The organism is Ruegeria sp. HKCCD6604 (assembly GCF_013110635.1).
In the GTDB taxonomy this organism is placed as follows: domain Bacteria; phylum Pseudomonadota; class Alphaproteobacteria; order Rhodobacterales; family Rhodobacteraceae; genus Ruegeria.
Genome location: NZ_WVQW01000006.1, coordinates 225,960 through 249,803, shown reverse-complemented (window position 1 = coordinate 249,803; position 23,844 = coordinate 225,960). Strand labels below are relative to the sequence as shown.

29 protein-coding genes are annotated in these 23,844 nt (G+C 57.8%); 12 read left to right on the top strand and 17 right to left on the bottom strand.

Annotated features, from left to right (window positions below):
- The 5 genes from GS614_RS15580 to GS614_RS15560 form a co-directional block, all read right to left on the bottom strand.
- The gene (locus tag GS614_RS15580; RefSeq protein WP_171117660.1) at nt 1-1,104 is read right to left on the bottom strand and encodes a FliM/FliN family flagellar motor switch protein; all 1,104 of its coding nucleotides are present in this window, start codon (nt 1,102-1,104) and stop codon (nt 1-3) included.
- A gap of 78 nt (nt 1,105-1,182) precedes the next feature.
- Complete coding sequence (locus GS614_RS15575) at nt 1,183-3,861, bottom strand: sensor histidine kinase (RefSeq protein WP_171232525.1); 2,679 nt, start codon at nt 3,859-3,861, stop codon at nt 1,183-1,185.
- Nucleotides 3,861-4,169: a hypothetical protein gene (locus tag GS614_RS15570; RefSeq protein ID WP_253282543.1), complete on the bottom strand. Its 309-nt coding sequence runs from the start codon at nt 4,167-4,169 to the stop codon at nt 3,861-3,863. The genes GS614_RS15575 and GS614_RS15570 overlap by 1 nt, the downstream gene beginning before the upstream one ends.
- The gene (locus GS614_RS15565; RefSeq protein ID WP_152457354.1) at nt 4,166-4,546 is read right to left on the bottom strand and encodes a response regulator transcription factor; all 381 of its coding nucleotides are present in this window, start codon (nt 4,544-4,546) and stop codon (nt 4,166-4,168) included. Before GS614_RS15565 ends, GS614_RS15570 begins: the two co-directional genes overlap by 4 nt.
- A gap of 78 nt (nt 4,547-4,624) precedes the next feature.
- Entirely contained in the window at nt 4,625-5,917 is a 1,293-nt protein-coding gene (locus GS614_RS15560) for a helix-turn-helix domain-containing protein (protein ID WP_171726741.1), read from the bottom strand.
- Between the two features lie 189 nt (nt 5,918-6,106).
- Between GS614_RS15560 and GS614_RS15555 the strand changes: the two genes are divergently transcribed.
- The 4 genes from GS614_RS15555 to aat all read left to right on the top strand — a co-directional run bounded on the left by GS614_RS15555 (nt 6,107) and on the right by aat (nt 9,335).
- Nucleotides 6,107-6,643 (top strand): LuxR C-terminal-related transcriptional regulator, encoded by a 537-nt coding sequence (locus GS614_RS15555; protein WP_152457352.1) that lies wholly within the window; start codon nt 6,107-6,109, stop codon nt 6,641-6,643.
- Nucleotides 6,644-6,794: 151 nt separating this feature from the next.
- On the top strand, nt 6,795-7,295 hold the full coding sequence (accB, locus tag GS614_RS15550) for an acetyl-CoA carboxylase biotin carboxyl carrier protein (protein WP_152457351.1): 501 nt from the start codon (nt 6,795-6,797) through the stop codon (nt 7,293-7,295).
- 9 nt (nt 7,296-7,304) lie between these two features.
- Nucleotides 7,305-8,654 carry an acetyl-CoA carboxylase biotin carboxylase subunit gene (accC, locus tag GS614_RS15545; protein ID WP_171363746.1) on the top strand — a complete coding sequence of 450 codons (1,350 nt, stop codon included), beginning with the start codon at nt 7,305-7,307 and terminating at the stop codon, nt 8,652-8,654.
- Between the two features lie 48 nt (nt 8,655-8,702).
- Nucleotides 8,703-9,335 (top strand): leucyl/phenylalanyl-tRNA--protein transferase, encoded by a 633-nt coding sequence (gene aat / locus GS614_RS15540; protein WP_216601186.1) that lies wholly within the window; start codon nt 8,703-8,705, stop codon nt 9,333-9,335.
- On the opposite strand, the gene GS614_RS15535 is transcribed toward aat, so the two are convergent.
- The 6 genes from GS614_RS15535 to GS614_RS15510 all read right to left on the bottom strand — a co-directional run bounded on the left by GS614_RS15535 (nt 9,290) and on the right by GS614_RS15510 (nt 13,172).
- Nucleotides 9,290-9,658 (bottom strand): DUF2155 domain-containing protein, encoded by a 369-nt coding sequence (locus GS614_RS15535; RefSeq protein ID WP_171363745.1) that lies wholly within the window; start codon nt 9,656-9,658, stop codon nt 9,290-9,292. The two genes, aat and GS614_RS15535, sit on opposite strands and share 46 nt — an antisense overlap.
- Entirely contained in the window at nt 9,655-10,107 is a 453-nt protein-coding gene (gene mlaD / locus GS614_RS15530; protein WP_152457347.1) for an outer membrane lipid asymmetry maintenance protein MlaD, read from the bottom strand. The genes GS614_RS15535 and mlaD overlap by 4 nt, the downstream gene beginning before the upstream one ends.
- Before the next feature lie 11 nt (nt 10,108-10,118).
- Entirely contained in the window at nt 10,119-10,502 is a 384-nt protein-coding gene (locus GS614_RS15525; RefSeq protein ID WP_152457346.1) for an NADH:ubiquinone oxidoreductase subunit NDUFA12, read from the bottom strand.
- Nucleotides 10,503-10,581: 79 nt separating this feature from the next.
- On the bottom strand, nt 10,582-10,944 hold the full coding sequence (locus GS614_RS15520; RefSeq protein ID WP_171726740.1) for a RidA family protein: 363 nt from the start codon (nt 10,942-10,944) through the stop codon (nt 10,582-10,584).
- 195 nt (nt 10,945-11,139) lie between these two features.
- Entirely contained in the window at nt 11,140-12,408 is a 1,269-nt protein-coding gene (gene clpX / locus GS614_RS15515) for an ATP-dependent Clp protease ATP-binding subunit ClpX (RefSeq protein ID WP_152457344.1), read from the bottom strand.
- 131 nt (nt 12,409-12,539) lie between these two features.
- Nucleotides 12,540-13,172 (bottom strand): ATP-dependent Clp protease proteolytic subunit, encoded by a 633-nt coding sequence (locus tag GS614_RS15510; RefSeq protein ID WP_117869644.1) that lies wholly within the window; start codon nt 13,170-13,172, stop codon nt 12,540-12,542.
- 368 nt (nt 13,173-13,540) lie between these two features.
- Between GS614_RS15510 and GS614_RS15505 the strand changes: the two genes are divergently transcribed.
- The 3 genes from GS614_RS15505 (at nt 13,541) to GS614_RS15495 (ending at nt 15,326) form a co-directional block, all read left to right on the top strand.
- A complete protein-coding gene (locus GS614_RS15505) occupies nt 13,541-13,882 on the top strand; it encodes a helix-turn-helix transcriptional regulator (RefSeq protein ID WP_152457343.1) in 342 nt (113 codons plus the stop codon).
- Between the two features lie 61 nt (nt 13,883-13,943).
- Nucleotides 13,944-14,081, top strand: coding sequence for an entericidin A/B family lipoprotein (locus tag GS614_RS15500; protein WP_152457342.1), 138 nt, complete (start codon nt 13,944-13,946; stop codon nt 14,079-14,081).
- 828 nt (nt 14,082-14,909) lie between these two features.
- Nucleotides 14,910-15,326 (top strand): type II toxin-antitoxin system Phd/YefM family antitoxin, encoded by a 417-nt coding sequence (locus tag GS614_RS15495; protein ID WP_152457341.1) that lies wholly within the window; start codon nt 14,910-14,912, stop codon nt 15,324-15,326.
- A 100-nt stretch (nt 15,327-15,426) separates the two neighbouring features.
- Here GS614_RS15495 and GS614_RS15490 read toward each other — a convergent pair whose 3' ends face one another.
- From GS614_RS15490 to GS614_RS15475, 4 genes are all read right to left on the bottom strand, one after another.
- Nucleotides 15,427-15,876 (bottom strand): hypothetical protein, encoded by a 450-nt coding sequence (locus GS614_RS15490; protein WP_152457340.1) that lies wholly within the window; start codon nt 15,874-15,876, stop codon nt 15,427-15,429.
- A 106-nt stretch (nt 15,877-15,982) separates the two neighbouring features.
- The gene (locus tag GS614_RS15485; RefSeq protein ID WP_171726739.1) at nt 15,983-16,303 is read right to left on the bottom strand and encodes a hypothetical protein; all 321 of its coding nucleotides are present in this window, start codon (nt 16,301-16,303) and stop codon (nt 15,983-15,985) included.
- Between the two features lie 83 nt (nt 16,304-16,386).
- Nucleotides 16,387-16,740: a hypothetical protein gene (locus GS614_RS15480; RefSeq protein WP_171726738.1), complete on the bottom strand. Its 354-nt coding sequence runs from the start codon at nt 16,738-16,740 to the stop codon at nt 16,387-16,389.
- Between the two features lie 330 nt (nt 16,741-17,070).
- Nucleotides 17,071-17,715 carry a hypothetical protein gene (locus GS614_RS15475; protein WP_171726737.1) on the bottom strand — a complete coding sequence of 215 codons (645 nt, stop codon included), beginning with the start codon at nt 17,713-17,715 and terminating at the stop codon, nt 17,071-17,073.
- A 33-nt stretch (nt 17,716-17,748) separates the two neighbouring features.
- On the opposite strand from GS614_RS15475, the gene GS614_RS15470 reads away from it, so the two are divergent.
- Nucleotides 17,749-18,204: a deaminase gene (locus GS614_RS15470; RefSeq protein WP_171726736.1), complete on the top strand. Its 456-nt coding sequence runs from the start codon at nt 17,749-17,751 to the stop codon at nt 18,202-18,204.
- Between the two features lie 56 nt (nt 18,205-18,260).
- Here GS614_RS15470 and lepA read toward each other — a convergent pair whose 3' ends face one another.
- On the bottom strand, nt 18,261-20,060 hold the full coding sequence (lepA, locus tag GS614_RS15465) for a translation elongation factor 4 (RefSeq protein WP_171726735.1): 1,800 nt from the start codon (nt 20,058-20,060) through the stop codon (nt 18,261-18,263).
- A gap of 161 nt (nt 20,061-20,221) precedes the next feature.
- On the opposite strand from lepA, the gene GS614_RS15460 reads away from it, so the two are divergent.
- From GS614_RS15460 to GS614_RS15450, 3 genes are all read left to right on the top strand, one after another.
- Complete coding sequence (locus GS614_RS15460) at nt 20,222-21,322, top strand: Hint domain-containing protein (RefSeq protein ID WP_171726734.1); 1,101 nt, start codon at nt 20,222-20,224, stop codon at nt 21,320-21,322.
- 2 nt (nt 21,323-21,324) lie between these two features.
- A complete protein-coding gene (locus tag GS614_RS15455; protein WP_152457335.1) occupies nt 21,325-21,633 on the top strand; it encodes a hypothetical protein in 309 nt (102 codons plus the stop codon).
- Nucleotides 21,634-21,698: 65 nt separating this feature from the next.
- Nucleotides 21,699-22,652 (top strand): LysR family transcriptional regulator, encoded by a 954-nt coding sequence (locus GS614_RS15450; protein WP_171726733.1) that lies wholly within the window; start codon nt 21,699-21,701, stop codon nt 22,650-22,652.
- Here the strand turns inward: GS614_RS15450 and GS614_RS15445 are convergent.
- Nucleotides 22,649-23,092, bottom strand: coding sequence for a low molecular weight protein-tyrosine-phosphatase (locus GS614_RS15445; RefSeq protein WP_171726732.1), 444 nt, complete (start codon nt 23,090-23,092; stop codon nt 22,649-22,651). The two genes, GS614_RS15450 and GS614_RS15445, sit on opposite strands and share 4 nt — an antisense overlap.
- A 28-nt stretch (nt 23,093-23,120) precedes the next feature.
- Between GS614_RS15445 and GS614_RS15440 the strand changes: the two genes are divergently transcribed.
- Nucleotides 23,121-23,819: an NAD-dependent deacylase gene (locus GS614_RS15440; protein ID WP_171726731.1), complete on the top strand. Its 699-nt coding sequence runs from the start codon at nt 23,121-23,123 to the stop codon at nt 23,817-23,819.
- The last annotated feature ends 25 nt before the right edge of the window (nt 23,820-23,844 follow it).

Sequence of the window (23,844 nt, the reverse complement as noted above, 5' to 3'; positions counted from 1 at the left end):
CTATTCCGTGCTGGGATTCGTGTCGGCCGCGTCAAGGCCAGCCAGTTGCGAAATCTCTGCGACCATCCGTTCGGAATCGTTCAGTGACAGATCGTGGTCCATCAGGTCCAAACCCGCGTCCTCTATTGCCGGAGGCATGACATCCACCGCGCCGGAAACCGGTTCGACCAGGTCATCGTGCGGCTGCATTCTCCCTCGGCTTTCGATGAACCCCTGCGCTTCGTCCCCCGACAAGGCGGGCAGGGTCGAATGTTCGTTCAACCGAACGGCGCGCAACCCACCACATTGACCAAGGCGGCCAATGCCCGTTGGCTTTCGGTCGATGGTCAATATCTCAGTTCTGTCCAGGCGCGCGCCGCGCAATGGCAAGACACATCCAGGTTGAATCTCTGACAGATCGGACAGTGGCAGCGACATCCGGCACAAGACGGCGTTCAGTTCCGCCCGAACAACACCCGATGCCTGCTCAAGCCGGGGACCGGCCGGGTCCGTGCCCTCCTCTGCCTTTTCCGGCGTGGCAGGATGCTCTGGAAGAAAGATCGAGATCTGTCCCTGCTGCGCCCCGCCGGCCAGATCAACCGTCAGATCGAAGACGCGGTATTCATCTTCAGTCATGGCCAACGACAAGCCGCGCGAATCTTTCGTACGTGCCGCGAACTCGTATCCCGTCAGGCAGACCTGCTCGGCCGCGGCGTCTATTGAGCCGGCGGTCAAGGTCAGAGCGGTTTCGATAAATGGCGCCACCATGGCGGCGTCCGTATCCGTAAAGGCCCTTGGGTCAGGATCACCGGGCAGTACTTCACCGATGGTCTGGGTTTGCACAATGGCGGACACCATATGCGGGCTCAGGCAAATCCCTGCGCGCCCCTCGGGCCCGTCAAACACCAACATCAGCCAATCCTGAGCGACTGATTCCACCATGTCATCCTGCGTGCGGCTGGCCTGTTTTGCCCCGATGACAGCCAAGGGAAGGTTCAATCGATCACTTGCCGCCCGCGCAAACCCCAAACGCAGCGCCCGCAGAACCGAACGCGGGCGATCGCCCAGATCTTTTCGTCCAACAGACAGTTTGCGCGCCAAAGCAGCGCTGACGGTTTGTGACATGGCGCCCGATCACCAGTTGTTTCAATAACTGGCTATTGGTTTACCCTGCCGAGCGTTACGAAGTTCTTTATGGCCGTGTCATTGCGCGGCCTGCTGGAAAGCCAAAGGCAAGCTGACCCGGAACGCCGCGCCGCCCTGCCCGGGCAAATAGGTGATCTCACCGCCCAACCGTTGCATGATCTCACGGCAAATGGCCAAACCCAGACCCGCGCCCCCCGCCTTGTCGACCCCGACACGGGCAAATTTTTCGAACACCATCGAACGCGCGCCCGGTGGAATGCCGCTGCCGTTGTCGATGAAATCTATGATGACCCTGCCGCCGACGTCGTGGGCTGAAATGACCAATACCGGATCTTCCGCGTCACAGTATTTCTGCGCGTTCGAGATCAGATTGATGAACACCTGCCCCAACCGGTCCAGATCCGTATGCAGGCGCATTCGCTCTGCCGTAAGAGTCCGCCGGACCATGATTTTCCGCTCTGCTCCGGCCAGTGCGCTGGACACCGCCCGGTCCAGAACCGAACGCAAACTGTCATCGCTGAGGTTCAGATTGACCTGCCCGTTTTCCAGCACGCTTAAGTCCAGCAGATCGTCGAGAAGCCGGGTCAGGCGCAAGGCCTCATCGTGAATGATTGCGGCATAGCGGGTCTGCTCCTCTCGGCTCAGGCCCTCTGTATCCCGCATGATCTCGGAAAACGCTCGGATCGAGGTCATCGGCGTTCGCAACTCGTGACTGACCTGGCTGAGGAAGCTGTCTTTTTGCTCGGAAATCTGCGTCAGTTTGGTGTTTGCTTCACGCAGCTGGCGCGCCGTGCGGGACAATTCGGACGACTTCTCTTCCAACTTCCCCGAATACTCCAAAAGCTGGGCCGATTCATCCGCCACCGCCAGCAGATCTTCTACGGAAACTGAAGACCCACCGACGATTTGCGCAATCATCGCATGCGCCGTGGCGGTGCCGACCGACCCGCTCAACTCTCGCTCCAGCCGGTTCAGGAAACCCGGGGTCGGTTCCGGCATATGCGACCGGCCGCCCTGTTTTTCAGCCTCTGCCTGAAAGAACTCCTGCGCCGGGGCGGCGCCCAGAATACGCTGTGTCATGATCATCAGGTCTTCGCTTTGCGCCACCGAGCCGGACCAGCCACCGGGTGAAACCGAGTGATCGAAAACATTGACGAACTGCGCCCCCTGCAAACGCTCCAGAGGGCTGGGAAAGCTCAGAAGGGACGCTATGCAAAAGGCAATGGTGTTCAGGGACAGGGACCACATCACGGTATGAACCATCGGATCGATCCCTTCGATCCCGAACAGGGCATGAGGACGCAACCAGGCAAGGCCGAACGGCCCATTCTGCATGACGGCATCCGGCATCCACGGCGCGCCCATACCTGGCAACAACAGCGTATATATCCAAAGTGCGAAACCGACGCTCAACCCGACCAGCGCCCCTGTCCGGGTTGCTCCGCGCCAGAACAATCCCCCGACCAAAGCAGGCAGAATCTGCGAGATTCCGGCAAAGGCAATCAATCCGATCGAGGCCAGTGCCGCACCCCCACCGGACAACCGATAATAAAAGTAACCCAACGCCATGATCACGGCGATGGACACGCGGCGCGCAACCAGAACGATGCTGCGCACATCGCCCGAGACCGAGCCCGTACCCTCATGCGTGTTCAACCAAATGGGCATGACCACATGATTCGAAACCATCGTCGACAAGGCCATTGCGCTGACGATGACCATCGACGTTGCGGACGAAAACCCGCCGATAAAGGACAGCATGGCCAACCAGTCATTGCCCTGCGACAGCGGCACCGTCAGCACGAACAGGTCGGGATTGGCCCCCTCTGGCAACAGATCCAGACCAACGACGGCAATTGGCACGACAAAAAGGCTCATCAAAAGCAGATAGAGCGGAAACGCCCAGGCGGCGGTTCGCAGATGGCTTTCGTCATCATTTTCGACCACCATCACCTGAAACATGCGCGGCAGGCAGATAAAGGCCGCGGCGGACAGGAATATGAAAGTCGTCCAGCGCCCGGCGTCGACGTTCCACTGTCCGATTTCCGAGGCATCTATCCGCTCCATCATCGGGCCAACGCCACCGGCAATGCCCCACACCACGAAAACGCCCACGGCGATAAGAGCAAACAGTTTGACAACGGCCTCCACGGCGATGGCGGTGACCACACCGTGGTGACGCTCGTTCACGTCCAGGTTGCGCGTGCCGAAAAGAATTGCGAACACGGCAAGCCCCGCTGCCATCCAGAATACGCTGGACCCTTCGCGATACAGACCCGATGGATCGGCTTCGGCGAAAATCGAAAAGGACAGGGTGATCGATTGCAACTGGAGCGCGATGTAGGGTGTCCCGCCAAGCACGGCAAGAACGGTCACACACACGGCAAGCGTGTTCGACTTGCCATAGCGCGATGACAACAGGTCCGCGATCGAGGTCACCCGCTGACTGCGCCCGACCCTCACCAGTTTGCGCAGTCCCCACCACCAACTGACCATCACCAGGGTTGGGCCAAGGTAAATCGTTACAAACTCCAACCCGGACCGCGCGGCATTGCCCACCGCACCATAGAACGTCCATGCCGTGCAATAGATCGACAGCGACAAGGTATAGATCAGGGGCGAGCGCAGCCACTTGCCCCGCCCTGCCGCAGCCATCCGGTCAGCGGCGAAAGCCACGGCGAACAAGAAGATGACATAGCCAAGGCAGACCAGGATCAGCGTGTTAATGGTTGCCATCACTCAGCGTCCGCGTCTTGATCCTCGCGCACGCCCAAACGGCGGGCGGCAATTCCAAAAACCAACCCAACCACGATCAGAGCGCCCCAGCAGATAAAGATGTAATACATTGCCGAAGACAAGGGGACAGCCTCGCCCTTGCCGGGCTGATCGGGCCACAGCAACGGAAGCGCCAGCAGAGCCGCCCCCAAGAACGGCAGCAGCCGCGCCGCATCCGCCAGCCTACGTCGGCGATAGCTTTGACGTTCGAGAAAAAGCGAGGGGCGTGCGCCCTGTGGTGCGCCCTTTTTGCCCTCGCCAGACATCATATTCGCGTCGCCTGCGCGTGAAGATCGCGCACGGCCGTCAGAACTTCGGCATTGGAAAACGGTTTGGTCATGAAACGGCTGACACCAGCGTTTTCCGCCATTTCCCTGTCGCGCGATTGACCGCGCGCCGTCAGCATCAAAACCGGCAAACCTGCCAGTTCTTCCATCTCTCGGATGTCCCGCAGGATATCCATGCCGCTCTTGCCCGGCAGCATGACGTCCAGAATGACCAGATCGGGCTGTGCCCTCTGAATCACCTGAACCGCATCCGTGCCATCGCCATGCGTGTCCACCTGCCATCCCTCGCGGGTCAGCAGAAACCGGATTGCCTCGGCAATGTTCGGCTCGTCCTCGATCAACAGAACCTTACGGCTCATATTTTCAGTTCCTCCCCAAGACCGTTCCTCCATCCTCAGATCGGTCCCCGCCAGATTAAGCCTTCTGTCGGGAAAGTGTCAAAAGCCTTCGCTCAAAATCGACGGTTCGCGGCGGGCCTTGCAAGCATTGCTGGGACAGACGCGGCAGTTTGGCCCGACTTGCGTGACCGGAGCGGCACCTGCCGCCTCGTTGCCCGAACGGACCAGCATAACCGAGCGATAAACGGGATCCTGATCATACCCCAATACCGTATAAGGCCAAGCATAGGCGAAGCATTCGAATTCAGCCGGGGTCCGCCCCATCTGGACAACCTGCTTGCGCACCGGAACAAGTGGGCGGCTCAAAGCCGTGAACAACGGCCACAGCGGGCAAACCTCACCATGCCGCGCCAAAGCAAAGCCCGGAATCGGCTTGATGAACAATATGCTGCCGGATGCATCGCACAGCACCATGCCAACCGGCTGCGGCAACACGTCATCGGGTATGAACGCCAATCGACGCAGAACGGTGGCGACGTCCACGGAAAAGCGATAAGCCAACGCGATGGGATCCGTGTCGCCTTTTTGCAGGCTCGATCGAAGCGCATCCAGCGGCAATGCGATTGCATCATCGCGATACATCTTCAGAACTTCACGCGCCACAGTTCGGGCAGCCGACGTGTTGAGACCGCTCAGATCAACGGCATCCACGTCCTCGCCCTGTTCCAATTCCGGAAAACTGTACCTGCGGGTTTCGAAGAACGCTTCGACCTCTTCAAGCGGAACACCGCGCGGATCAATTGACGAGTCGCTTTCGTCCAGAAAGGTTACAAGTGCCTTTGAACTGCCGGCCAGCCGCTCTGCATCCTGGTGCAAGTTTTTGTGAAACCGCTCTCGCCACTCTGCCTCGATGTCCTCTGTGTCTGCAAGAATTGCCGCTGTTGAACGAATCGCCGCCGCCGTTGACAGCACTTCGTGCATTGATGCCGCAAGATGCGGATCATGAGTCAGCCGGTCCGACAATATCTCGACATTCCGCTCAAGCGAAACAACCCGGCGGTGCATCTGCGCAAGAACTCCGGCCCATCCGGGAAAGCGCCCGGCAAATTCCTCCAGCCCGTCCACTTCGGCCTGCTGCCCGACGGCGTCATCCGCCGCCTCTCGCAGGGCCGACACAAGGGTTGCCTCGATCCCCTGTGTCAGGACAGAGGGTTCGACGGAAAGCGCAGACGCTATATCCACCAGCAATTTGCCACCGATCCGGCGGCGGTTATGTTCGATCAGATTCAAGTAAGACGCGGATATCCCGGCAAGGCGGGCAAGTTCCGCCTGCCGAAGCCCGGCAATCTGCCGTCTTTCCCGAATACGGCTTCCCGTCAACATATCACGCATGATCGTATTCTCCTGACCAAGATTCAGCCTCTTTTTTCAGAACATATCATGTATTTCTTTGGTTTACCGAGGGATTTTCAAACCATATTTACAATCTTGACAAAAGTGGCAGCCGCCAATGCGCATCACTGGCCACAAGAAACCGCATCTCCCCTTCAATTCCGCGTGGTTTCCCGGCACGATAAGCGGATGAGTGACCCCGCCTTTGAATACGCACCGATCGGGCTTGTTGAGCTGGAAAACCGGATCATCAGACGCTGCAATCTGCAATTCGCCCGCACTTTCGGCGGGGAAGAGGCCGATTACCGCAACATGCCGCTGTTACATCTCTATCCCTCGGTCGCGGATTGGGAGAGGATCGGGGAACGCAGCCTGCAAGTGATGCGAGACACCGGGTATTATACGGATGAGCGCGTCATGCGGCGGCGCAATGGCGATCTGTTCTGGTGCCGCGCACGTGGCCGCTCTTTGACGCCCGATGACCCGTTCCGCCATGGAATCTGGAGCTTTTCCGACATCTCGGAAGAACGTCCCCTTGTCGAATTGACCGTTCGAGAACGCGAAGTGGCGATCCTGTCCTGCCGTGGCCTGTCCGCCAAGGAAATCGGTGCCGAACTGGGCCTGAGTTACCGCACAATCGAAGCCTATCGCGCCCGACTGCTTGAGAAATTCGGCGCCCGCAAACTGTCTGAGCTTGTCGCCAAATTGTCAGGGATGCCTCTGTAACCTGTCCGCCCCTTTAAATTATACGGGATTCCCGCCTGTGATGGTGCGAGTCGGCGCTTTTCATGCACCGCCGCTTAGCCTATAACCCTGCGTAATTTGATCAGAGCCCGCAAGAAACAGACGGGCCAAAGGGGAACCGTCGAGGACACTCATGACAGACACCAAACACGAAGCGGATGTGGCATTCATCAAGGCTCTGGCCGAGTTGCTGCGTGACAATGACCTGACCGAATTGCAGGTCAAGCGCGAATATGGCGAGGAGGACAGCCTGAACGTGCGCGTAAGCCGCATGACACAGGCCGCAGCCGCACCAGTTCAGGTTGCCGTCCCTGCGGCAGCACCAGCTCCTGCCGCTGCTGCTGCGGCTGCGCCTGCCGTGGCCGAAGCCCCGGCTGCTCAGGAAGATCCGGCCAGCCACCCTGGCGCCGTGACCTCTCCCATGGTTGGAACCGTCTACATGCAGCCCGAGCCCGGCGCGCCCGCGTTTATCTCGGTCGGCGCTTCCGTGTCCGAAGGCGACACGCTGCTGATCGTCGAAGCGATGAAGACCATGAACCACATCCACGCCCCCAAATCGGGCACGATCAAGCGTGTTCTGGTCGGCGATGGCGACGCTGTGGAATTCGGCACACCTCTGGTCATCATCGAGTAAGGCGGGCCCATGTTCGACAAGATCCTGATTGCCAACCGAGGCGAGATCGCCCTGCGCGTCATCCGCGCCGCCCGCGAGATGGGGATTAAGACGGTAGCCGTCCACTCCACCGCGGATAGCGACGCAATGCATGTGCGCATGGCGGACGAATCGGTCTGCATCGGCCCCCCGCCCAGCCCCCAAAGCTACCTGTCCGTGCCCGCGATCATTTCGGCCTGTGAAATCACCGGTGCGCAGGCGATCCACCCCGGCTATGGCTTCCTGTCCGAGAATGCCGAGTTCGTGCAGATCGTCGAAGATCACGGCATCACGTTCATCGGCCCCACCGCGGAACACATCCGCGTCATGGGCGACAAGATTACGGCCAAGGACACGATGAAGGCTCTGGGCGTGCCTTGCGTGCCGGGATCAGACGGCGGCGTGCCTGATCTTGCGACGGCCAAGAAGATCGGTGAGGAATTCGGCTATCCGGTCATCATCAAGGCTACCGCAGGCGGCGGTGGTCGCGGCATGAAAGTTGCGATGAACGCTGACGAAATGGAAAGCGCCTTCATGACTGCGCGGGCCGAGGGCAAGGCCGCTTTTGGCAATGACGAAGTCTATATCGAGAAATACCTGACCACGCCGCGCCATATCGAAATTCAGGTGTTTGGCGACGGTAAAGGCAAGGCTGTTCATCTGGGCGAACGGGATTGTTCGCTTCAGCGGCGTCACCAGAAGGTGTTCGAAGAGGCCCCCGGCCCCTGCATCACACCCGAAGAACGCGCCAGGATCGGCAAGATCTGCGCGGATGCGGTCGCGAAAATCAACTATATCGGTGCCGGCACCATCGAGTTCCTCTACGAAGATGGCGAGTTCTATTTCATCGAAATGAACACTCGACTTCAGGTGGAACACCCAGTCACCGAAGGTATCTTTGGCGTCGATCTGGTGCGCGAACAAATCCTTGTCGCAGCGGGTGAACCGATGTCGTTCGGTCAGGACGATCTGGAAATCAACGGCCACGCCATCGAGGTTCGGATCAACGCCGAAAAGCTGCCAAATTTCTCGCCCTGCCCCGGCAAGATCACCGCGTACCACGCGCCGGGGGGCCTTGGCGTTCGAATGGACTCGGCTCTCTATGACGGGTATTCGATTCCACCCTATTATGACTCTCTGATCGCCAAGCTGATCGTGCAGGGCCGTGACCGGGCCGAAGCGCTGGCCCGACTGGAACGCGCACTGGGGGAATTGATTGTCGACGGTATCGATACCACGGTCCCTCTGTTCCACGCACTGTTGCAGGAACCCGATCTGCGCAGCGGCGACTACAACATCCACTGGCTGGAGCGCTGGCTTGCGGAGAACATGGAACAATAGTCACCAAGGACCGGAGGGCCCCTGCCCTCCGGTTGCCTCATACCTGACATGAGCCTGTCCCCCGAACTTTTGTTGCATGGCTATTCCATCGGTATCTTTCCGATGGCCGAGCATCGCGATGACCCCGAGCTGTTTTGGGTCGATCCCAAGTTTCGCGGCGTCTTTCCACTGGACGGATTCCACATTTCCCGAAGCCTGGCGCGCCGTATCCGAAACTGCGGGTTCGATATCTCGATCGACCAGGACTTTTCCGGCGTCGTCGACGGGTGTGCCGACAGGGCAGATACCTGGATCAACGCCGAACTTCATGACCTGTACCGTCAGTTGCACCAAACCGGGCATGCGCATTCACTGGAAGTCTGGGAAGACACCGTTCTGGTGGGCGGCGTCTATGGCGTGACCCTAGGCGCAGCATTTTTCGGCGAAAGCATGTTTTCAAGACACAAAGACGCCTCGAAAATCGCCCTCGCCTATCTTGTGGACCGCCTGCGGCAAACCGGCTTCCGCCTGTTTGACACGCAGTTTCTGACCGCGCATCTGGCATCTTTGGGCGCAATCGAAATTCCGCGCAGCGCCTACAAGAAAGAGCTGGAAGAGGCCTTGAACCACAGCGCCGATTTCTCGGCACCGCTGAATCAGTCGGCGGCAGGTGTGATACACCGTATGACCCAAACGTCATAACGCGCGTGATCCAGCGCGTTCAACGCGGGGGAGGTTGCGATCATCCAACCGTCAAACAGCTGATCGGCCTTTCCGCTCTCCCAGATGGTCAGATAGGCGAACGCGTCACCCGTTGGATTGTCAACGGGAAAACGGCAATCTCCCAAGGCAACATCCAGCCCAAAAACCGCTGCCGTCTCGCCGGACTGCAATTCAACATCGACAGTCTGGCCGTTCACCTTGTCGAGGCCCCGCAACATTGCCCCGGGTCCAGATTGAACTTTCTGCTGCGCAGCCGCACCAGTGGCGGCCAGCAACAAGGCAAGAAACGCGGCGCGTATCATTCGCTGCCGTCTCCGGCTACGAACTTGACCAGAAGGGAAATCAGGCTGACCGCGCCCTGCGTATCCTCGATCTCATCGCCAGGTTCAAAGTAGAATGGCGACCCACCGGGCATCACCTCGACGAAATTGCCCCCCAGCAAACCTTCTGAGGAAATGACAATGGCACTGTCGTCCGGCACCAGAATTCCGTCCGCTATCGTGAAAGTCGTGTCAGCGCGATAGGTTTCAGGATTCAGGGTGACGCCCGTCACGGTTCCGATCTTGACGCCGGCAAGGCGCACATCCGTGCCGACACCCACCCCCTCCAGAGATCTGAAAGACGCACCCAGTTCATATCCAGCAGCCCCTTGCGACAAGCCCGTCGATTGGCTGGCATAGACACCAAATGCCACAGCACCGGCCAAAACGACGCCGCCGACAAGAACTTCGGTCCAGTTATGGGTCGACATTTTCGCCTCGTTTATTCCGGGCTCCAGGCCTCATAGTCCTTACGTTCAACCGGTTCCGCGCGACGCAGAGATCCGGCAGGAGCATAGGCCAGCGCGGTGCCAGTCAGGTTTTCCTGATGTGGTTTTTCCCAGGATTTATGCGGCAGCGGTTTATCTGTCGGAGGTTCGTCCCAAGTGCGATGCAACCAACCATGCCATTCAGGATCAACCCGGCTGGCTTCGGCCTCGCCATTGAAGATAACCCAACGCTTGCTGTCATCGGCATTGCGATAGAACACGTTGCCTTCATTGTCTTCGCCCACTTTCACGCCCTTGCGTGCAGTGTAGATCTGAGTGTTCAAAGTTGACCCATTCCACCAGGTCACGGCTCGCAAAAGACTGTTCAGGATTCCCATCGGGTGCCTCCGGCATTTCGTCGAAGAAAGGTATGGACCAAAGGCCCGCCAAGGTCCAGTGCCCCTGATACCACCTGCGTCACTCCGGCAGAAAGGCGGTCACTTCGATCTCGATCCTGTATTTCGGATCAATCAAACCGCATTCAATCATGGTCGCTGCCGGAGGATTGGTGCCAAAAGTTTCGGCCAGGATCGGCCAGCACGGCGCAAACTCACTGCGATCGGGCAGCATGTATGTGACCCGAACCACATCGTCAAAGCCTGCGCCCGCCTCAGCCAGCGCCTTGCCGATGATGTCCAGCGCAGACCGGCATTGCGCCACCACGTCCTCGCCCTGCCCGACGGTCCCGGCGACGTGAACCCATCCGCCCGCGACCACCGCACGGCAGTACCCGACTTTGGCTTCGAACTCACCACCCGAGGAGATGCGCTTCACTGCCATAATTCGTCACCTTTGTGGTTCGAAAACTTGCTTAAGCTTCCGCCGCCTAACTGCGCCGACACCCATGTGCGAGCGACGGATCCACAGCTTCATCTGGCTAAAAATATCCCGGGGGAGATGCCCGAAGGGCAGCGGGGGCAGAGCCCCCTGAACCGGTCCAAGTGAAGTCCCACCGTCGCGGCAAATAGCCCGGCCTCAGCCCGCCGAGGCCGATTCCTTGGCCGCATCGGCATAGATGAACAGCGGCTGCGCGTCGGACATCACCGCCTCTTCGTTCACCACAACCTCGCTGACATTTTTCATGCCCGGCAGTTCGAACATGGTGTCCAGCAGAATATCCTCGAGAATAGACCGCAGACCGCGCGCACCGGTTTTGCGCTCGATGGCCTTTTTTGCGATTGCCTTCAAGGCATCATCCGTAAAGGCCAGTTCAACATCTTCCAGTTCGAACAAACGCTGGTATTGCTTGACCAATGCGTTCTTGGGTTTGGTCAGGATGGTCACCAGCGCGTCTTCATCCAAATCCTCAAGCGTCGCCAGAACCGGCAGACGACCGACGAATTCCGGGATCAGCCCGAATTTCAGCAGATCCTCGGGCTCCAGATCCTTGAATATCTCACCCACACCGCGGTCGTCATTGTCGCGCACATCGGCACCAAAGCCCATGGCCGAGCCTTTGCCACGCTGCGCGATGATCTTGTCCAGACCCGCGAACGCGCCGCCACAGATGAACAGAATGTTCGTCGTATCCACTTGCAGGAATTCCTGCTGGGGATGCTTGCGGCCACCCTGTGGAGGGACGCTGGCCACTGTCCCTTCCATCAGTTTCAGCAAGGCCTGCTGCACGCCCTCACCGGACACGTCACGCGTGATCGAGGGGTTTTCGGATTTGCGGGTAATCTTGTCGACCTCATCGATATAGACGATGCCGCGCTGCGCGCGTTCGACGTTGTACTCACTCGCCTGCAACAGCTTGAGGATGATGTTTTCGACATCCTCACCCACATAGCCGGCTTCGGTCAGGGTCGTCGCGTCGGCCATGGTAAACGGCACATCCAGAATACGCGCCAGCGTTTGCGCCAGCAGCGTCTTACCGCAACCGGTCGGACCGATCAGCAGGATATTCGACTTTGCCAGCTCGATATCGCTGCCCGCTTTCTGAGCGTGGTTCAAACGCTTGTAATGGTTGTGAACGGCCACCGACAGAACCCGCTTTGCCGTGGCCTGACCGATTACATAATCGTCCAGTACTTCGCAGATATCCTTGGGCGTCGGAACACCGTCAGATGACTTCAGCCCGCTGGCCTTGGTCTCTTCGCGGATGATGTCCATGCACAGCTCAACACATTCATCACAGATGAAAACTGTGGGGCCTGCGATCAGCTTACGGACTTCATGCTGGCTTTTGCCACAGAAGCTGCAGTAGAGCGTGTTTTTTCCATCGCCGCCTGAATTCGTCGCCATGATCTACCTTTCGGGCTTCGTCCCTGCGCCCCTTTTCGGGGGCGCTTACACCTGTGTGTGCAGCTTAGGCCAGCACTCTGGCGGCTACAATCTCAAAATGACCCCCGCGCCGGTGACGCGAGGTATCGGCCTCAGGCCTCTTCCGTGTCCATTTTCGCTCGGTTTTCGACAATCTCGTCGATGTGACCCCATTCCTTGGCCTCTTCCGGGCTCATGAAATTGTCACGATCCAGCGCTTTTTCGACCGCCTTTTTCGTCTGCCCCGTATGACGTACGTAGATGTCATACAGGCGATCCTTCAGCTTTTGCGTCTCGGCCGCGTGAATCATGATGTCGCTGGCCTGGCCCTGGTATCCGCCACTGGGCTGGTGCACCATGATGCGGCTGTTGGGCAGTGAAAAGCGCATTCCCTTCTCGCCCCCGGCCAAAAGGACCGAGCCCATCGAAGCCGCCTGACCGATCACCAACGTGGAACATTTCGGCTTGATGTATTGCATTGTGTCGTAAATCGACAAACCGCTGGTCACCACCCCGCCCGGCGAGTTGATGTAGATCGAGATTTCCTTGTTGGGGTTTTCCGCCTCGAGGTGCAGCAATTGCGCCACAACAAGATGGCTCATCCCATCATGAATCGGTCCGTTGATGAATATGATCCGCTCTTTCAGGAGGCGGGAGAAAATATCATAGGCGCGCTCGCCCCGGCTGGTCTGCTCAACGACCATGGGAACAAGTGTATTCATGTAGGTTTCTACGGGATCGAACATTCGTAACCTGCCTGTTTAGCTATGGATCGGGACAATATCCCAACAAGTGTTACCTGAGTCTTAGTGTCGGCTAAGGGGGGCTGCAAGGGGGGCAAGTGAGAACGCTGACCGAATAGCGATCATCATCAATCGTCAAGGCGAACCATCTGTTGTTTCCGGCAACGATCCGCAGATCGCCTTAAAGTGAATCATCTGCCCCCTCGCGTTGCGGGAACGTTCAATCCGAATTCCCCTTTCATACATCACGCTATTTTGATTCATACATATAGAAATGAATGTACGAAACGTGTACTGAAGGGTCTCACACTCACGTCTCTTTACGTAACGGAAACAACACCCGGCCAACGGGTTTGCAAGGAACTCAATCGATGGCACTTCCTCAGCTGTCCAATGACATGTCAAAAGAAGATTTTGACCGCATGGTCACCAACGCGACACGCGCTTCCAATTTTCTCAAGGCAATAAGCCACGAAGGCAGATTGATGATCCTCTGCCATCTGGTGTCCGGTGAAAAATCCGTCACCGAACTGGAAGAATTGCTGTCCGCCAGACAAGCCGCTGTATCACAGCAACTTTCCCGTCTGCGACTTGAAGGGTTGGTGATACCTCGCAGGGAAGGCAAAGCCATCTATTATCGTCTGGCGGATGATCGTCCCCGGCGCATGCTCGAAGTCGTTTACGAGCTCTTCTGCAGCGACGACCGGACCTAGGAACTGGCTCCGGCTGATAAAAGGTGCTACCGAAAAACAATCGAGCACCAAGGAGACGAACATGATCCGCGTAATTCTGATGGGCCTGAGCCTGTTTGCACTGACTGCCTGCGAAACCGCCAAAGGCGCCGGCAAGGATATCGAAAAAGCCGGAGATGCCATCCAAGGCGCAGCAACCGACGTGCAGGAAAGCCTGTAATACACTTTATTTTGCGCCGCGCGCGGGCCTTCTCTCAATATATAGTTGAAAGACATGGCATGCCGCGGTAGCTTTCCCTTACAGGTGCATAGACGCGGCATTGCATCATCTGACGCTAAATCGGGGCTCTTTCGCACACGCAGAAGAGCCCCGGTCCCTTTCGGCAGGGGTGAGTGGTAGCCTGTATGAAACCGAAATCCGGCAAAGGAAAAGGCGCCAGGTGCGCAGACGCGGTCTTTGCATGCATCCTTTCGGACACTCCTGACGCCTTACCGGGTCGATGCGCTCCGAAGAGCACCCGATCCAGTTGCTACAGCCCCCTGAGAGACTGCAGCGGCTGCCTTGCCCCCGAAGAGACATCACAGCGTGCATCGGCCTTCTGAGAAGGTAACCATCCGACTTGGGCATGAAGCCCTCACTCGGCTGATCACCCACCGGTAAGCCATTGCAGTTCAACGCAAATCCTAAGATCCAGTCTCTCTGCCAAGACCCCCGGGCCTTTGCGTCCCACCTTCGGTTCCGAAAAACCTGTGTGGTGTTCAGACTGTTGCAGCATGCCTTGTATCTGACAAGAAAATAGCACCGCAGCATGAAAATTAGACGGGGATAAACTGTTGGTATCTGCCGGGAAATCTTTGTGGATAATCCGAGAAGTTTCGACTCCACGCATGTTTGTCCCGGGACATTTTCAGGCCTGAACCTGAGCCCGGTTTTTGGCCCAATGCTGCGGGCGCAAAGGCCACCGTACGCGCCATTAGTTGAGAATCGAAGGATTTGTACAACTTTCGGACCACCAATCTTTCGAATCGTACATACGGAGATTCGCCGATGCGTTGCACCATTTCCCATGCGCGCGCCCATTTGGGCGCTCTGGTCACCCGCGCACAGGACCCGCGAGAAGTGATCATACTGACCCGGCACGGTAAACCGCTGGCCGCTCTGGTCTCGGTCGCCGAAGCGAAGCGGATCTGGCATTTGCAGGATGATGACGAAATCGGGTGGAAACACCCGCTGTCGGGCATTCGCGGGATGTGGTCGCGGGGACGCAACATCCCCGGAATGGAACCGGGACCGGACGGCAGCTATGTCACCGCGCGCGAAGCCGCGCTGAAGGTTCGCGAAATCCAGATGACCCGTGCCGAGGAACGCCGCATTCTTGCGCGGGGTGGTCTGGATCCTGTCGCAGGCGGTGAACTGGCCGCCCGGCCCGTCTCCTCGCTGTGGAGACGTTTGTTCCGTTTTTGAGAAGCGGTCCGACCCGCGCGTGGCAACCTACTAACCTCCGCCGCAGTCAAAATTGCAGCAGCGATACTTACCCCCTACAATCGCCCGGGCCGGACACGCTTCAGTTCACCTGACGTTCCAGAACGGTGCTGTAGGTCGTTCCGTTCCGCAGGCTACGGAAATCGGCAAAGATCTTGCCATCTTCGTACCGCGCATCGATCAACGCATTCGCGCCGATCAGCAGAGGTGAGGTTTCGACGATGCCGATGCTGCCCGTCCCATCGAGGCTGATGGTGCCGGTGGCCTCGTATTCATTCCAGTCGGTATCGCCATCGCGACGCCATTTGCTGTGCCCCCAGAAAACGTTGCCGTCCTGAAGCTGCACATCCAGCATCCATTCAGCCTGATTGAACCGGGGCTGATCGCCTTTGTAGTAATGGCTGGGCTGGACAGTCGTGTAGGACCCCAGCCAGGTGCCGCGCAGGTCGGGCGTGGTATCGGCCAGCGCGGCCGTTCCAAGGGCGAGGGTCGTGGCCAAAGCGGCTGCTCCGGCAGTCATATATCTGGTCATGGGCTCTCTCCTTCTGTCTGGTAAACAGATTGGGAGCGCCCGGGCGGGTTACAACTTACTTAAGGGAAACTTCATGATTGGTTCAGCGGCGGCTTAGAATGGGGCTTCAGGCCCAGGCCAGAGCTGTCCCGACAATGACCAGCGCGATGCCAATCCCCTCGCGATAGGAAAAGTTCTCGCCAAACAGGAAATACGAGGCGATGGCGATCAGCACGACCTCGGCCCCGAGAATTCCGGTATAGATGATGCCCAATCGTTCGTTGCGCAGCGCGGCAAGTTCCAGCGTCGCGGCGGCCAGCAGCGTGGCGACGATCAGAAGGGTCAGGCCAACACCGGGGAGTTTCCACCAGAACTTCATCGCTATCATGGCCACGGAATAGAGACCCGCCGACCCGAGGGCGATGAGAGGGATGAGCGATGTGGACATAGGGGCCTCCTGCCGAGGTTGCCGTTGCGTCAACTTTAGCAGGTGGGCGAAGTTGAGGCTGTGAGGTTGATCACAGTCTCCGGTCAGAACACGATTGCGATGAGTTCGGACAGCCCAATCAGACCCAGCAACACATTCGACGTCAGGATCAGCCCTTTCAGGTTACGCGCCTTCAATCCTTGGGCAAAGCTGGTCTGCGCAAACTCCTCGGTCATGTCGCCGCGCAGGTTTTCAACATCTTCCAGCGCGGTCTTGCCCGCCAGAACACCATAGGTGGTGATCACAAGCACCAGCACGATTAGCGGCAGAGCAACCCCTTCGGCCCCAAACCCAATGACCGCGGCGATGGCGACATAGGCAAAGATCGAGGTGCGCATGATGTCGTAATAATGGTCAAGACGGCGCATCGAAATCTCGGAACGCAATTGCGGGTCCATAACACTTCCCCCTTTGAAAAATCTGTTTGGAATGCGGGGAGTCTAGCACTTTTGGCGGGATTACAGAAATTTGGGGGTTTGGCAGGGTTGAGGATGGAGTCCCTGGGGCGCAATCGTTGGTGCGACGGTTGATCAGCAGAAATGAGGGCAGCGCCGGCCCGAGGGGGTGACGCCCGTTTTGGAAACGGTCCGGTGGTCCGTTTCAGGGCCGAACGGGCGGAGCCCCCGGGGCGCAAACGCGCCGTCTCATGGGGGCGGGTCGGCGGTGCCGCCGGGCGGATGTATACCTTTTTTTAGTTTCTTCGTCGCTAGCCCTAGTGAACCATAACGTTACTGACTTGCTGAAAGATAAGTTATCACAGCAACCGCTAGTGAAAGCACTGCTATCAGTACGCTAACCACATTAATCCACTTGCTAAAAAAAGCATCCAAGACAACCTTCCAAGCGCTCTTTCGTGCGAGCTCAGTAAGCCCCGCCGAGTCCAAGAATGTGTTAGAGAACTCGTTACTTGCTTTGTTTTTTAGAAATGACTGATACGTCGCTTTTTGGTTTTTCAATGGTTCGAGTTTTTGAACCGTGTTGTGGGTGAAAAACAATACCCGAAGCAATCGGTGGTTTAAGGCGATTTTTCGGGGTCGGCTTGAAAAATTCACAAGAAACGCGCTGATATGACCATCATAACCCGGATCGATCACGCCGACATTGAGGCATAGCAGCCCATCATGGGTCAACGAAGTCACAAGTGTAGCAAGACCAGTAACGTGGCTTGGCAAAACAACTTTTTCTGTCGTTCGAACAGCAACCATTGAACTGGGTTCAAGCCAATACTCATTCAGGCCCCTTCCACTTTCTTTACTTTCTGTTCCCATTGGAAATATTTCCCCAATGGTCAAATCATAAGTAGAATTTTTGAAGTTTTTCTTGATACAAGGCACAACAAGACCCAACTGCTCGATCTGACGGTCAATCAACATGAAACTCGCCTCCTAATGCAAAACTCAAATCCAATGAGAATCGAAAAAGCCTTTGGCGATAGTTTCAACATCTTGAAACAACTTCAAGAAGTTGCGAAGCAGAGCGATGATCCTGATAGAAAAGTTAGCGCAATCATCTTCGACAAAAATGGGCAAGCTCTAGTTCACAGCGCAAATGTTCTTGTTACTCCCAAAAGAAATGACCTCAAAAAAAGAACTTCGCGAGAGCAAAACCAAAAATACTACTGGATCGAACATGCAGAGCGACGCGTAATATTCATGGCGCTCAAGCAAGGTATAGACTTGTCGCAATGTTCTCTTGCGGTAAGTCTCTTTCCTTGTGCTGACTGCGCCAGAGCAATAATCCAATCGGGAATCCGAACTGTATTTGCTCCTACGATACCGGACAACGAACCCCGCCATAAAGAAACTATGCATGCCGCACTTGAGATACTCAGCGCAGCTAGGGTTAAGTTGATAAATCTATAATAAAATTAAGTTTTAACAGCGACCCGACTCGTCGTTGTTAACAAAAATGGACAGCCTCAGCTGTCCATCTTCAACGCTGAAATAAACGCCTCCTGCGGGATATCCACCTTCCCGAACTGGCGCATCTTCTTTTTACCCGCCTTCTGCTTGTCCAGCAGTTTGCGTTTCCGCGTGGCGTCGCCTCCGTAGCATTTGGCGGTCACGTCCTTGCGCAGGGCGGACAGGGTCTCGCGGGCGATGACCTTGCCGCCGATGGCCGCCTGGATCGGGATTTTGAACATGTGGCGCGGGATCAGGTCCTTGAGCTTTTCGCACATCGCCCGGCCCCGCATCTCGGCCCGGTCGCGGTGAACCATGGTTGACAGCGCGTCAACCGGTTCGTCATTCACCAGCACCGACATCTTGACCAGATTGTCCTCGGTATAGCCGGTCATCTGGTAGTCGAACGAAGCATAACCCTTGGTCACCGATTTCAGGCGGTCGTAGAAATCAAAAACAACCTCGTTCAGCGGCAGGTCATAGACAACCATGGCGCGGCTGCCTGCATAGGTCAGGTCCAGCTGGATGCCGCGGCGGTCCTGGCAGAGTTTCAGCACGTCGCCGAGGTATTCGTCTGGCACCAGAATGGTCGCCTTGATGCGCGGCTCCTCGATATGGTCGACCTTCGAAGGGTCGGGCATGTCGGCGGGGTTGTGCAGCTCGATCATTTCGCCGTCTTTCATGTAGACGTGATAGATCACCGACGGCGCGGTGGTGATGAGCTCGATATCGTATTCGCGTTCGATGCGGTCGCGGATGACCTCGAGGTGCAAGAGGCCAAGGAAGCCGCAGCGGAAGCCAAAGCCGAGTGCGGCCGAAGTTTCCATTTCAAAGCTGAAGCTGGCATCGTTGAGCGCCAGTTTGTCGATCGCATCCCGCAGGTCTTCGAATTCGGCCGAGTCCACCGGGAAAAGACCACAGAAAACCACCGGCTGCGCGGGTTTGAAGCCCGGAAGGGCCTCTTCGGTGCCGTTGCGGTCATTGGTAATGGTGTCGCCGACGCGGGTGTCGCGGACCTGTTTGATGGATGCGGTGAGGAAGCCGATCTCACCGGGGCCAAGGCTGTCAACCATCTCCATCTCAGGCCGGAAGACGCCGACGCGATCGACATGGTGCAGGGTGCCGTTCGACATGAACTTGACCCGCATGCCCTTTTTCAACGTACCGTCCATGATGCGGACCAGAACGATGACGCCCAGATAGGCGTCGTACCATGAATCCACCAGCATCGCCTTGAGAGGCGCGTCCAGATTGCCCTTCGGTGCGGGCAGGTGCTGCACGATTGCTTCCAGAGTTTCGTGGATGCCCTGCCCCGTTTTGGCGGAAACCCGAATGGCATCGGTCGCGTCGATGCCGATCACATCTTCGATCTGTTCGGCCACGCGGTCACAGTCGGACGCGGGCAGGTCGATCTTGTTCAGCACCGGCACGATCTCATGATCCGCGTCGATGGCCTGATAGACATTCGCAAGCGTCTGCGCCTCGACCCCTTGGGTCGAGTCCACGACCAGCAGAGAGCCTTCGACCGCGCGCATCGACCGCGAGACTTCATAGGCGAAGTCCACGTGGCCGGGGGTGTCGATCAGGTTCAGCACGTACTGTTCGCCATTGTCGGCGGTATAGTCGATGCGAACCGTGTTGGCCTTGATGGTGATGCCGCGCTCGCGCTCGATATCCATGCTGTCGAGCAGCTGTTCCTTCATGTCGCGATCCTTGACCGTTCCGGTCTCTTGGATGAGCCGGTCAGCAAGGGTGGATTTGCCATGGTCGATATGCGCGACGATGGAGAAATTGCGGATATGAGCGAGGTCTGTCATGGAGTGGGATATGTCGGGAGTTTTGCCCCTCGTCAAGCGTTGAAGCGTTGCAAAAAAGGTCCCACCCGCGCCTTTCTGTTCAGCGGCATTTACCCGAAATCAGTGAATAGTTAAGATGATCGCATCATCTGGCCGTTTCAAAAACAGAAAGCAGGGAAGACTTGGCCGATTATTCGATCTTTGTGTTGGGTGAAGGTCAATTGTCCGTCTCTGTGGCGCAGGGTCTGGACGGGATCAATCAGGGCACGGGGATTCATCTTATTGGCGAGACGATTACAATCAATTCGCGCACTGCGACCGAAGTTTTCATCACGGATGCCGGATCGGACACCAACTTTTCCGACAATGATGGCAATCAGCGGTTAAACGGCGATCAGACAATCGATGGTACGCTTTTCGCCAGCGGCACGCGTGTTGAAGCCGAATATGGTATTACTTTGACAGATGGGACAACCACGTGGCAGGCGGTTGCGTTCAACGTGAACAACTCATCACCGGCATATGGAACCGTCGAGGGCATCGCATTCATCGGCGGACCCGGACAGTTTCCACCAGCCGGAGTGCCTCTGACGGTCGTCAGTACGCAAGAAGGCCCAAGCTTCGCATCAAACGCATATGTCAGCCCCATTTGCTACTGCCGTGGGACACTGATCGAAACCAAATCCGGATACCGCCCCATCGAAATGCTGAAGCCGGGTGATGAGATTTGGACCCGTGACAATGGCTATCTACCTGTCATCTGGACGGGCGAACAGGCTGTCATCACAGCCGGACGTTTCAGAATGGTCGAAATTCCCGAGGGAACGCTTTCGAATTTCGCGCCTTTGAAAGTGTCACAGCAACACAGAATGCTGGTCACGCACCCTTTGGCTGAAATCCTTTGTGCAGAGAACGAAGTGTTTGTTCCAGCCATCAGCCTTGTTGATGCGGGCATTGCAACATTGTGCAGAGAAAACAGTGCAATTTACCATCATCTGCTGCTTGAGACACATAATGTCATTAACGCCAACGGAGCAATTTCCGAAAGCCTGCTGCTGGCACCATCCACCAGCGGCCAGAACCCGGATGATCTGTTCTTTCGCAGCCTGGTCGATCAGGATTCATATGCCGTTGAAACCGCGAGGCTGACGCTGAAGAGAAAAGAGGCAACATTCCTGATCAACAGCATCTTGTCCGTTGATCCAAACTCCAGTTTGATTCATACTTCGCCGCAGGCCGAGAGGGGCGCAAGATCCCTCCGGGCAGGCAAAAACGAGGCATGAGCATGAAACAGTTCCTCTTAATCGCATTTTGTGCGGCATCTCTGACGGCGGTGGCTCCGGTTGCTGACGCGGCGCAGATCAAGCGGGCGTGTCTGGCGTCGGATCGATCAGCGGCGACGCGGGATCGGTGCAGTTGCATCCAGCGCGTAGCAGATCAGGCGCTTACCCGTAGCGATCAGAAAACCGTGGCCAAATGGTTCACTGACCCCCATCAGGCGCAACAGTTAAAGATGTCGCAGACCGCGCGCGATGATGCGCTGTGGGACCGGTATCAGAACTTTGGCCAGATGGCACAGGCGATCTGCAGCTAAGCCCTTCTGAAACCTTGACCTGATCCACGCTGCGCCCCAGAAAGGCGCAGCGAAAGGTGTATCTTATGGTGATGAAAGGGCTGACCCTGCGGGGCCTTGAGGTGTTCGAGGCTTTGGCGCGGACGGGATCGGTGGCACAGGCCGCCGAGATCACGGGGCTCAGCCAGCCATCCGTTTCCCAACAGTTGCGCAATCTGGAAAAGGCTCTGGGCACCGAACTGGTCGATCACGGGCGCCGACCGATGCGCCTGACACAGGCCGGGCGCAGCTTTCTGGTGCGCGCCGAAGCGGTTCTGGCCGAGCTGCAAATGGCACAAAGCGAATTGTCGGTCATGGATCTGGGGCATCTGACCACTTTGTCCATCGGGCTGATCGACGACTTCGACAATGATCTGACCCCGCGGTTGGCCACGTTGCTGGCAGACAGTCTGACCCGATCGAATTTCAAACTGATCACCTTGTCGAGCCTCGATCTGTTCGAGGCCTTGGCCGAACAACGCCTGCATATGGCCGTCACCGCCCATAGCGGAGAAGTGCTGGAGGGGGTGGTCGAGTACCCTCTGGTCCGGGATCCGTTCATTCTGGTTGCACCACAGGGGGCGGGCGGAGTGGAGGCGGTACAGAACGGCCTGCCGTATCTGCGCTATGCCCGCGAGCAGTTGATCAGCCGGCAGATCGAGGCGCATATGGCGCGCGGCGCGCAGGAGTTCGAGGAACGGTTCGAGATCGGCTCGCACATGGCGCTGATGGCCATGGTTGCACGGGGCCTGGGTTGGGCGATCACGACGCCGCTGGGATTCATGCGCGCGGCGCGGTTCCATGAAGGGCTGGAGGCCCACCCTGCCCCGTTCGGGGATTTCTCGCGCAGCATATCATTGCTGGCGCGTACGGGTTGGTCCGATCAGGTGCCGCAGGAGGTCGCGGGCATGACACGGCGCCTGATGCAGAACCAGATCGTGGACCCGGCTTTGGCCACACTGCCCTGGCTGAGCGGATCGCTGCGGGTGATCGGCGGTTAACTGTCCAGATGAGCGGCAAGCCCCTCGACCGCCGCTTCGATCAGGTCCAGAGCGCCATCGAAATCCCGTGTGTAATATGGGTCAGGCACATGATCCGCGCCGGTTTCAGGGGCGAAATCGGTCAGCAGGCGCACCGGGGTGTCACTGCCGGCGGGGCGCAGATCCTCGATATCCGCGATGTTGTTGGCGTCCATGCCGAGGATCAGATCGAAGCGGTCGAAATCGGCAGCGGTGAACTGACGGGCGCGCAGGTCGCCCAAGTCGATTCCCCTGACCTTCGCAGCTGCCTGCATCGGGCCATAGGGCGGTTTCCCCGCATGCCAGCCCATGGTTCCGGCACTATCGGTTACGTGATGCGGCGCGCGGGCGCGAAAAACGCCCTCTGCCGCAGGCGAGCGGCAGATATTGCCCAGGCAGACAAAGAGGATACGGTGTGACATGTACCATGCTGTACCGCGCGGAGGAGAAATGGAAAAGATCGTGATTCTGACCGGGGCCGGAATATCCGCCGAAAGCGGGTTGAGCACCTTTCGCGATGAGGGTGGATTTTGGGCCCAGCACCGGATCGAGGATGTCGCCACGCCGGAAGGAGTCGCCCGCGACCCTGCACTGGTTCAGGGGTTTTACAATGCGCGGCGGGTTCAGGCCTCCAAGGTGCAACCCAATGCCGCTCATGAAGCACTGGCCCGGCTGCAACGTGACTGGCCCGGAGACGTCGTGATTGTCACCCAGAACGTGGACAGCCTGCACGAGGCGGGCGGCGCAAAGGATGTCATCCACATGCACGGAACTTTGGCGGGCGCGCTGTGTTCAGCCTGTGGCCATCGCTGGACCGCCCCGCCCGAAATGGCGGTTGGGGAATCCTGCCCCGCCTGTGCGCGGCCCACGGCCCGGCCCGATGTGGTCTGGTTTGGAGAGATACCCTATTACATGGACGAGATTTATGACCATCTGTCCAGCGCGTCGATTTTTGCCGCCATTGGCACCTCGGGTCAGGTTTATCCGGCGGCAGCGTTCGTGCACGAGGCACAGGCGGCGGGCGTTCGGACGATCGAGATCAATCTGGAACCGTCACCGGGCGCATCCGGGTTTGATGAAAGACTTGTCGGCAAAGCGACCCAGACAGTTCCGCGATGGGTCGGGCACCTTCTTGCACCGCATAGTTAAAGTACAGACAACACTCGCTTAATTC

What these genes read in the sequence shown, in the direction of transcription:
- GS614_RS15580 (WP_171117660.1), bottom strand. Translation starts at nt 1,104, where the DNA reads ATGTCACAAACCGTCAGCGCTGCTTTGGCGCGCAAACTGTCTGTTGGA.
- GS614_RS15575 (WP_171232525.1), bottom strand. Translation starts at nt 3,861, where the DNA reads ATGGCAACCATTAACACGCTGATCCTGGTCTGCCTTGGCTATGTCATC.
- GS614_RS15570 (WP_253282543.1), bottom strand. Translation starts at nt 4,169, where the DNA reads ATGATGTCTGGCGAGGGCAAAAAGGGCGCACCACAGGGCGCACGCCCC.
- GS614_RS15565 (WP_152457354.1), bottom strand. Translation starts at nt 4,546, where the DNA reads ATGAGCCGTAAGGTTCTGTTGATCGAGGACGAGCCGAACATTGCCGAG.
- GS614_RS15560 (WP_171726741.1), bottom strand. Translation starts at nt 5,917, where the DNA reads ATGCGTGATATGTTGACGGGAAGCCGTATTCGGGAAAGACGGCAGATT.
- GS614_RS15555 (WP_152457352.1), top strand. Translation starts at nt 6,107, where the DNA reads ATGAGTGACCCCGCCTTTGAATACGCACCGATCGGGCTTGTTGAGCTG.
- accB (WP_152457351.1), top strand. Translation starts at nt 6,795, where the DNA reads ATGACAGACACCAAACACGAAGCGGATGTGGCATTCATCAAGGCTCTG.
- accC (WP_171363746.1), top strand. Translation starts at nt 7,305, where the DNA reads ATGTTCGACAAGATCCTGATTGCCAACCGAGGCGAGATCGCCCTGCGC.
- aat (WP_216601186.1), top strand. Translation starts at nt 8,703, where the DNA reads ATGAGCCTGTCCCCCGAACTTTTGTTGCATGGCTATTCCATCGGTATC.
- GS614_RS15535 (WP_171363745.1), bottom strand. Translation starts at nt 9,658, where the DNA reads ATGATACGCGCCGCGTTTCTTGCCTTGTTGCTGGCCGCCACTGGTGCG.
- mlaD (WP_152457347.1), bottom strand. Translation starts at nt 10,107, where the DNA reads ATGTCGACCCATAACTGGACCGAAGTTCTTGTCGGCGGCGTCGTTTTG.
- GS614_RS15525 (WP_152457346.1), bottom strand. Translation starts at nt 10,502, where the DNA reads ATGGGAATCCTGAACAGTCTTTTGCGAGCCGTGACCTGGTGGAATGGG.
- GS614_RS15520 (WP_171726740.1), bottom strand. Translation starts at nt 10,944, where the DNA reads ATGGCAGTGAAGCGCATCTCCTCGGGTGGTGAGTTCGAAGCCAAAGTC.
- clpX (WP_152457344.1), bottom strand. Translation starts at nt 12,408, where the DNA reads ATGGCGACGAATTCAGGCGGCGATGGAAAAAACACGCTCTACTGCAGC.
- GS614_RS15510 (WP_117869644.1), bottom strand. Translation starts at nt 13,172, where the DNA reads ATGTTCGATCCCGTAGAAACCTACATGAATACACTTGTTCCCATGGTC.
- GS614_RS15505 (WP_152457343.1), top strand. Translation starts at nt 13,541, where the DNA reads ATGGCACTTCCTCAGCTGTCCAATGACATGTCAAAAGAAGATTTTGAC.
- GS614_RS15500 (WP_152457342.1), top strand. Translation starts at nt 13,944, where the DNA reads ATGATCCGCGTAATTCTGATGGGCCTGAGCCTGTTTGCACTGACTGCC.
- GS614_RS15495 (WP_152457341.1), top strand. Translation starts at nt 14,910, where the DNA reads ATGCGTTGCACCATTTCCCATGCGCGCGCCCATTTGGGCGCTCTGGTC.
- GS614_RS15490 (WP_152457340.1), bottom strand. Translation starts at nt 15,876, where the DNA reads ATGACCAGATATATGACTGCCGGAGCAGCCGCTTTGGCCACGACCCTC.
- GS614_RS15485 (WP_171726739.1), bottom strand. Translation starts at nt 16,303, where the DNA reads ATGTCCACATCGCTCATCCCTCTCATCGCCCTCGGGTCGGCGGGTCTC.
- GS614_RS15480 (WP_171726738.1), bottom strand. Translation starts at nt 16,740, where the DNA reads ATGGACCCGCAATTGCGTTCCGAGATTTCGATGCGCCGTCTTGACCAT.
- GS614_RS15475 (WP_171726737.1), bottom strand. Translation starts at nt 17,715, where the DNA reads ATGTTGATTGACCGTCAGATCGAGCAGTTGGGTCTTGTTGTGCCTTGT.
- GS614_RS15470 (WP_171726736.1), top strand. Translation starts at nt 17,749, where the DNA reads ATGAGAATCGAAAAAGCCTTTGGCGATAGTTTCAACATCTTGAAACAA.
- lepA (WP_171726735.1), bottom strand. Translation starts at nt 20,060, where the DNA reads ATGACAGACCTCGCTCATATCCGCAATTTCTCCATCGTCGCGCATATC.
- GS614_RS15455 (WP_152457335.1), top strand. Translation starts at nt 21,325, where the DNA reads ATGAAACAGTTCCTCTTAATCGCATTTTGTGCGGCATCTCTGACGGCG.
- GS614_RS15450 (WP_171726733.1), top strand. Translation starts at nt 21,699, where the DNA reads ATGGTGATGAAAGGGCTGACCCTGCGGGGCCTTGAGGTGTTCGAGGCT.
- GS614_RS15445 (WP_171726732.1), bottom strand. Translation starts at nt 23,092, where the DNA reads ATGTCACACCGTATCCTCTTTGTCTGCCTGGGCAATATCTGCCGCTCG.
- GS614_RS15440 (WP_171726731.1), top strand. Translation starts at nt 23,121, where the DNA reads ATGGAAAAGATCGTGATTCTGACCGGGGCCGGAATATCCGCCGAAAGC.